The 8,454-nt window shown below is 35.7% G+C and carries 7 protein-coding genes; 1 reads left to right on the top strand and 6 read right to left on the bottom strand.

What is annotated here, in order from left to right:
* Window positions 1-204 precede the first annotated feature (204 nt).
* Entirely contained in the window at window positions 205-1,887 is a 1,683-nt protein-coding gene (locus N3C_RS11195; RefSeq protein ID WP_083604531.1) for a methyl-accepting chemotaxis protein, read from the top strand.
* Window positions 1,888-2,158: 271 nt separating this feature from the next.
* Here the strand turns inward: N3C_RS11195 and N3C_RS11190 are convergent, their stop codons facing one another.
* The 6 genes from N3C_RS11190 to N3C_RS11165 all read right to left on the bottom strand — a co-directional run bounded on the left by N3C_RS11190 (window position 2,159) and on the right by N3C_RS11165 (window position 8,334).
* Window positions 2,159-2,326, bottom strand: coding sequence for a Txe/YoeB family addiction module toxin (locus N3C_RS11190; protein WP_083604533.1), 168 nt, complete (start codon window positions 2,324-2,326; stop codon window positions 2,159-2,161).
* 119 nt (window positions 2,327-2,445) lie between these two features.
* Window positions 2,446-3,042 (bottom strand): sporulation membrane protein YtaF, encoded by a 597-nt coding sequence (gene ytaF / locus N3C_RS11185; RefSeq protein ID WP_074366117.1) that lies wholly within the window; start codon window positions 3,040-3,042, stop codon window positions 2,446-2,448.
* 90 nt (window positions 3,043-3,132) lie between these two features.
* Window positions 3,133-3,858, bottom strand: coding sequence for a hypothetical protein (locus N3C_RS11180; RefSeq protein ID WP_074366116.1), 726 nt, complete (start codon window positions 3,856-3,858; stop codon window positions 3,133-3,135).
* Between the two features lie 144 nt (window positions 3,859-4,002).
* Window positions 4,003-5,397: a sensor histidine kinase gene (locus N3C_RS11175; RefSeq protein WP_074366115.1), complete on the bottom strand. Its 1,395-nt coding sequence runs from the start codon at window positions 5,395-5,397 to the stop codon at window positions 4,003-4,005.
* 2 nt (window positions 5,398-5,399) lie between these two features.
* Window positions 5,400-6,083, bottom strand: coding sequence for a response regulator transcription factor (locus tag N3C_RS11170; protein ID WP_074366114.1), 684 nt, complete (start codon window positions 6,081-6,083; stop codon window positions 5,400-5,402).
* Between the two features lie 70 nt (window positions 6,084-6,153).
* Window positions 6,154-8,334, bottom strand: coding sequence for a DNA topoisomerase III (locus tag N3C_RS11165; protein ID WP_074366113.1), 2,181 nt, complete (start codon window positions 8,332-8,334; stop codon window positions 6,154-6,156).
* Window positions 8,335-8,454 lie beyond the last annotated feature (120 nt).

Here is an 8,454-nt window from a genome sequence, read left to right as displayed (position 1 = left end):
AATTTTTTTGATTTTGTTATAAACTATTAATAGAAATCACCCTTTTGTGTTTTGGTTTTGCAATTATATTTTAACACTTAAAAGTGATGATTTCTTTTAATTTTTTTGAACAAAAATTTCTTTAATTTCAATGCCTTTCGGCATTACTTGCCGAATCCAAGATAAACTTTTAAGTAAGATATATAATCCAAGGAGGGATAAAATTTGAAACTAAGAGGAAAAATACTTCTTATGGTCACATCCTTATTACTATTTCTAGGTTTGTCTACCTTTGTAATTGTATACATCAATGTAAACCATATTATAGTAAGTAATCTTAACTCCAGTCTAAACTCCTACATAACCCTAAGCTATGATTTATTAGAGGAAAGATATCCTGGAGAATGGTCTAAAGACGGAGATAAGCTTTATAAGGGGGACAAGCTTATCAACGGAGATTTTGAGTTTGTAGATGCAGTTAAGGCTGCCACCAATTCTCCAACTACAATTTTTCTTGGTGACACCAGAGTATCAACTAACGTCCTAAGCAATGGCGAAAGAGCTGTTGGAGCAAAAGCTGCTCCTAAGGTAGTAAAAACGGTATTAGAAGAAGGAAAGGAATATACTGGGGAGGCTGATATTGCTGGTACCCTCTACCAAACAAAATATATTCCTATAAAGGACAACAAGGGCCAGGTTATAGGCATGTTCTTTCTTGGAGTAGAAAAAGAGAGAATAGCTAACCAAGTAAATCATTTTATGACCATCATAGCAGCTATAATTTTCATAGCATTAGCCTTAGCGGTGCTTATAGCTGTATTACTTACTAAGCCTATGAAAAGAAACATAAAAAGTATACTAGATACCTTTGAAAAAATCTCTAATGGAGACTTGAGTCAACCTTGTAATGTTAAGTCATCAGATGAAACAGGAAAAATTGCCAAGGACCTTAACATAATGAGAGAAAGCATCAAGGATCTAATAAATGAAATTAAGGAAGACTCAATAATGATAGAGAAAAGCTCCGAGACCCTAGCTAGCATATCTCAGGAAATGTTCAGCTCCTCAGAGGAAATAACTAATGCCATTAATGAGGTTGCAGAAGGTGCAAGTTCCCAAGCTAATAGTCTAATGGAAATATCAGAAAGCCTGAGTAGCTTTGGAAATGAAATTGAAAATGTAGTTGCTTCTATTATAAATATAGATGCTAATGCAAAAGCAATTAGCGCTAAATCAGATAGCAGCAATAAGGAGCTGGAACATCTTATAGAATCTATAAATAATATGAGCGGTACCTTTAATAGTTTTATGAACAAGCTTTTAATCCTGGATAATAACATTAGCAAAATTCATGATATTACTGGCTTAATTAATAATATAGCTGAGCAAACTAATCTTCTATCCTTGAATGCAGCCATAGAAGCTTCCAGAGCCGGTGAAGCAGGCAAAGGCTTCTCAGTAGTTGCAGATGAAATAAGGAAGCTGGCTGAGCAAACAAAAAGCTCATCTCAGGAAATCACTAATTTAATAGCAAATGTAGCTGAAGAAAACGCAGCCTTAATGAATTCCTCAAAGGATGTCCATAAGGAAATAGATAAGCAAAATAATGTTGCACACACAACCATTGCTTCCTTCAAAGAAATAATAAAATCATTACAGGAAATAGCTCCATTAATATACTCTATTAATAATCACATAAGCAGCATTAAACAGGAAAAGGACTATATATTAGATAAGGTTGAAGCTCTATCTGCCCTATCAGAAGAGGTATCTGCTTCCTCTGAAGAAGTATCCGCTTCCTCCGAGGAAATGAATTCTTCCACTGAGGAGGTTACTGCTACTGCTCAAAGCTTAAGTAATCTTACCTATAACATGACGGAGAAGGTAAAGAAGTTTAGATTGAACTAATAGAAATGTGAAGTGGCTGTTGCACCGCTAGCAAGGCTGTAGGTTGTGCAACAGCCACTGTCCTTTTATTAGCTGTATTAGCTTGCTAAATGACCAATGACATATAAGGATTAGGATATCACTTTTTTACCTAAGTTGCTTTGTTTCAAATAAGTGTTGATGATTAATCAAGATATTAGGACAAGCATTAGTCCATAGTAAATAGCATATATTAAATAACTAAAGGGAAGCAAAAACAAAAGCCACAGTTTAACTATGGCTTTTTACTTTACTAATTATAATGCCCATACAGCTTGCTATATATATTCTCATCATTAATACTATAGATAAGTCTGTGAACATCTGTTATTCTTCTACTCCAATATACAGACAGCTCGTGCTTCAAAGGCTCAGGCTTTCCAATACCTTCATTTCCATTTCGTTCAATGTCTCTTATCATCCTATAGCCAATACAAATTAATGTGACCAAGCAATATCTGAAAAGATCTTATTCATCTATTAGTTCCCCCTTTCGCCTTTAGCTGCTCAATGGACTTTAACAGTTCATTATAATATACTCTATCCCACTAGTAGCTGATATAGACCTAAAAATATTATAATTAAGGCTGAAATATACTCAATATATTTGGAAAGTCTGCTACTGGTTATCTTCTTCCCTATATAGAACCCAAGCTTAACGAAAACCATACTAAATAATAAAGATAGAAAAGAAGTTATAATAATATTTAATCCTGCAGTACTGGCCCCTATGCCAATTCCTATATTATTTATTGATAGAATAGCTCCTAAGATTACCGCTTCTTTAAGTTCAATTTCCTTTGATCTATCCTTATCAAAATGCTCAGGATGATTTATATAATCCTGATATCCTAAGTTTTCCTTGCTATCTTTTTTCTTAAGAGAACTGATTAGCATGTAGAATCCAAATAGAATTAATATTATACTTCCTAAAATAGTAGTATATTTATATGAAATTCCTTCATAGATCCCCAAGCCCAATAACATTGCCAGAAAGGTTCCTAATGAAGAAATGGATGCCACAAGGAAATTACTGCAGAATCTTATTCTTATACCCTTGCTACCATAGCTTAGGCCTATAATAAAACTATCGCTGCTAGCTGCAGCGCAAAAGAATAAAATTGATAGTACATGCATTTCTTCCTCCAGCTAACTTGCTGTACTATTATAATAGAAAAAAAGAGCAGTTTTGTTTCCTATAAATAGGAAACTAAACTGCTCTTTTATTTATATTGTCCATTGATCATGAATTATACCTACTATATACCACTTGTCCTTGTACTTTTCAAATACCAGCTTTAAGCTTCTCCAGTCCATACCTTCATATTTTTCTTCTATACTTGGGAAATGATATTCTATAATTATAGAATTTTTATAAAAATCAAAGCTGTTATTTGTTACGTTTCCCTTACCTATAGCCTGGTTATATCCTATTTGAGGAGCATTTATAAAATCAGCATCATAGATAAAGTTCTTATAATAATCAGAGAAAGTAAGCTCTATTGGCTCACCAATGCCATCATAGATCCCCCATTTATATTTTGTAGTATCATCCAAGAGATTCCTTAACTTATCAGCGGTAAATACTAAATCTTTATCCTTATTTACATATGTGTAAGGACTAAATCTAACACCTTTTTCTGGGTGAACTAACGAAGAAAGTTTATCCATATTCTTTTCCTTAAGGGCAAGCATTGCTTCTTTAGCATAGTCCTCCACCATATTTTTTGTTAGCTTATTAGTATCCTGATCTAAAACTTCCTTCTTCTCATTTAAGTCACTTCCACCCTTATTAGCATCCTGCTCTGATGAATTTGTTTCGTTTTGGGAATCTTCCTTCTGTGTTTTTTCGATTATTTTAACCTCTTCTGTATCCTGTGGCTTTGCCACACAGCCTGTAAAAGTAACAATTGCAGACATAATCACTCCTAAAGCAATGAGTTTATCTTTCATGATATTCCCTCCTAAAATTTAATCACTTTCTATACTCCTATCATAACAGTGCCCTGTTTCAAACCTAAATCAAACTTGTTTCAAGCTTGTAACAAATTAATCTAAAATATTTCAGTGATTAACTGCTTTATCTATCTGCACTTGTCACATAACTAGAGGCAAGTTAATTACTGCTTCTGTACCTCCATACTTAGCAGGCTTTAGCTCAATACCACCTTCATGGGCCTCAACAATATGTTTTGCAATAGAAAGACCTAGCCCCGTTCCCACAACGCCTTCAGCATTCTTAGCTCGATAAAACCTTTCAAACACTTTTGAAGCCTCTTCCTCAGGAATACCTATACCATGATCTCTTATCCTAAGAAAAGCCTTATGTTTTTCCTGATCTAATGTAATTTCTACAATGGATTTAGCCGGAGAAAACTTAATAGCGTTATCTAATAGATTTATGAAAACCTGCATAAGCTTTTCCTTATCTCCCTTTATATAAAGGTCATAGTGGATTTCTGATCTTGTTTCAATTTGGTACTTTTCAGCTCTCAATTGCATTTTTTCTATAGCCTCTTTTACCAGCTCAGATAAATTAATCCTTTCAAAATTATAGTTCACACTGCTATTATCTATTCTAGAAAGGGTTAAAACCTCATCTACCAACTTACCAAGCCTTGTTGCTTCGTTGTTTAAATGATAAAGAGCCTTTTGAAGATCATGCCTATCTCCTACTTCATCCTTAAGATATTCAGAATAGCCTTTTATAGCTGTAAGAGGAGTTTTAAGCTCATGAGACACATTTGCAACAAATTGCTTCTGCCTTTGTATATAGTCCTGAAGCTGAACCCCCATGTGGTTGAAACTTTCACTTAACTGAGAAATTTCATCAGAACCCTTTATCTCAACAGGTGTAAAGTCTCTAGCTGCAAATTTAGTGGCTGCTTTAGCTAATTTATTTATTGGCTTAGTGATTTTTCCAGCAATATATATTATCAAGAAGGTCATTATGATGGTAAAAACTACTGCTGCAACGAGCATAAGCCTAGACACTCCAGTAATAAGCTCTCCTATCAGGCTCATGGGAGATATTATTTCAAGTATGCCTATGTTAGCCTCTTCATAGGTAATGGGAGAAGCAAAATACACCTTACCGCCCCTGATAATATAAGCGTAATTACCAGTTTCCAATGATGCTTTTAATACTTTCTCATTTACACTTTCCTCTATCATTAAACCTTGATCTCCCTTAGAGGAAGATTGCAACTTTAAACTCTTATCATATATATTTACATTACCAATAATAAGTCCTAGCTTACTTATAACCATATTAGCAGTTTCAGAGCTTAAATTTTCCGGATCCTCCTGACCTTCTAAGGAGTGAATCTGAGAAATATATATTTCTGCTAAGTTACTTTGGTCTATAAGCTGTTGCTCTATGGTAGTTATGCTTAACTTCTGTAATCCCCTAATTACCGCAAAACCCACAAAAAACAGAGCTAACAAAGTTGCAGCTAAATAGTTTAAGGCAAGTTTCTTCTTTAACTTCATCCTTAGGCACCTCCAAAGCGATAACCGAAGCCATATACCGTTATAATATGCTTGGGATTACTGCTGTCCTCCTCAATTTTCTTTCTCAGTCTTGTTATGCAGATATCCACCGCTCTGGTATCCCCCATAAAATCATAGCCCCAAGCCTTTTGCAGCAGCTCTTCTCTGCTGAATACCTTTTGCGGATTCCTTGCAAAAACCTCTAAAAGTTCATATTCCTTTAAGGTAAGTTCAATATTGTTGCCATTTTTCTTAACTATTCTATTCTCAAGGTCTATAGTCAAGTCATAATGCTCAACAACCTTTTTAGGAGGCTCATTATTCTTCTCTACTCTTCTCAAAACTGCTTTTACTCTGGCAATGAGTTCTCTAGTATCAAAGGGCTTAGTTATATAGTCATCTGCTCCCAGCTCAAGGCCAAGGACCTTGTCAACAATATCATCCTTGGCAGTAAGCATTACAATAGAAGTCTTTTTTCTGCGGGTAATTTCCTTGCAAAGGTCATGACCACTTATATCTGGAAGCATTAAATCCAAAATTACTAAATCCGGCTTAAAGGAGTCAAACAAGTTCAAAGCCATCCTGCCGTTATTAGCAACTGCCACTTGAAACTGCTCCCTTTTCAGTATCATTTCTAATAAATCTAAAATAGCCTGTTCATCATCTACTATCAAAATCTTTACCACTTGTTTTCCCCCTTTAAAGCAAATTTTGTAATATTTTATCTCTTATATCTATCTTAATCTTTAAAATAAGTTATTTCAATTTTAACTTAGCCAAGGCTTCTGCTAAAGCATTATTACCAAAATCCTCTTTCTCCTGCTGTTTTAAATATTTTGATACCTCCTTCTTGGATACAGCATTGCTTTCCTTGCTCTTTCTTTCATTAAAGGCTGAAAGCTTTTCCTTAAAACCACAGCTACATACAAAAATTCTATTATCCCCTTCACCTCTTAGCTCCAGTCTCTTATGGCAATTAGGGCATCTAGCATTTGTTATCATGGTAACTCCTTTTCGATAGCCACATTCCCTATCCTGGCACACCAGCATTTTTCCCTTCTTGCCCTTTACCTCTAACAAATATTTTCCGCATTGTGGGCATTTTTCCCTTGTCATATTATCATGTCTAAACTTTTCATCACTGCTCTTTATGGTCCTTACTATGTCCTCTGCATACTTTCTCATCTCTGCAATGAAGATATTTTTATTTAACTTACCCTTAGATATATCTCCCAGCTTTTGCTCCCATTTTGCCGTCAAAGCCGGTGACTTTAAATCTGCTGGCACAAGGTCCAGAAGCTGCTTACCCTTAGAGGTTATAAATATATCCTTGCCTCTCTTCTCTATTAGGAAAGTATTAAAAAGTTTATCTATAATATCTGCCCTAGTAGCAACGGTGCCTATTCCTCCTGCCTCTCCTATGGTTTTTATAAGTTCCTGTCTTTCCCCCTGCATATATTTAACAGGATTTTCCATGGCAGAAAGGAGAGTAGCTTCGTTAAAGGGTGCTGGTGGTTTTGTCTCTCCCCTAGTTTCGGTTAAGGCTGTTACCTTCAGCACAGCCCCCTTATTAAGCTGGGGTAAATTTTGATCCTCTGTATCCTCCCTATCCTCTTCCTCAAAATTGTTATCATAAACTTCCTTCCAACCCAAAGAAATAACCCTTTTGCCCTTAGCTATAAAGTTTTCTTCTCCTATCTTTACCTTAAGGGTAGTCTGTTCATATTCAAAGGGTGGATATAGAACTGCTAGGAAACGCTTAACCACTAAATCATAAATCTTTCGCTCCTTATCGCTTAAATTGCTTAATATAACTGGCTCTTCTGTAGGAATGATGGCATGATGATCCGAAACCTTTCTGTCATCTACAAAGTGCTTGCTAGACTTTATAGGAGCTTTCATAAGCTTCATGGCAGCCTTAGAATAAGATCCTACAGCACAAGCCTTAATCCTATCCTTCAAGGTATCCACTATATCGCTAGTTAAATATCTGGAATCAGTTCTTGGATAAGTAAGCACCTTATGATTCTCATATAATCTCTGCATGATAGATAAGGTTTCCTTAGCAGAGTATCCAAAGAGCTTATTTGCATCCCTCTGCAGTTCTGTTAAATCGTAAAGCTGACTGGCATATTTCTTCTTTGCAGTTCTTTCTATACCTATAATTTCAACATCCTTATTTCTTATGTTCTTTATAATAGCCTCTATCTTTGTCCTATCAAAGGTTTTTGCATCCCTAGACTTGCTGTCCTGCCAAGTAAACCTTATACCCTGAGCTACAGCGGTAATACCATAGTAGGTTTGCGGCTTAAAGCTTCTTATTTCTTCCTCTCTTGCCGCAATCATAGCCAAGGTAGGAGTCTGCACCCTTCCACAGGATAGCTGGGCATTATACTTGGTAGTTAAGGCCCTAGTTGCATTTATTCCCACTATCCAGTCCGCTTCTGCCCTAGCCACTGCCGAATGGTATAAGTTCTCGTATTCCCTTCCATCCTTTAGCTTATTAAAACCTTCCCTTATGGCCTTGTCTGTAACAGAGGAAATCCATAATCGCTTTAGTGGCTTTTTTACATGGGCCTTTTCTATAATCCATCTAGCAACTAGCTCACCTTCTCGTCCAGCATCTGTAGCTATTACTATGCTAGCTACATCCTTTCTGTTCATCTGTTCTTTTACAATATTAAACTGCTTTCCACTTTGCTTAATAACTACAAGCTTTAAGGGTGATGGTAGCATTGGCAAATCCTCAAGCTTCCACTCTTTGTACTTGTCATCATATTGCTCTGGGTTGGCTAGAGTAACTAAATGGCCCAAGGCCCAGGTAACTATATATTTATCCCCCTCTAAATAACCATTGCCCTTTTTAAAGCATTTCAGTACTCTGGCAATATCTCTTCCTACTGAGGGCTTTTCTGCTAAAACCAAAATTTTATTCATCTACTCAATCCTTTCTGCTAATCAATAACCAATGTGTACTATATTCTATCTTTACCATTCTAACATATATTCGAAATTTATATTTATAATTTGCTATAAAGCAAAAGGTGGCAAAACTAC

It is taken from the genome of Clostridium sp. N3C (assembly GCF_900095445.1).
Lineage (GTDB): Bacteria > Bacillota > Clostridia > Clostridiales > Clostridiaceae > Clostridium_AU.
The sequence above is the reverse complement of the archived record's forward strand: the minus strand, read 5'-3'. Positions and strand labels throughout refer to the sequence as shown.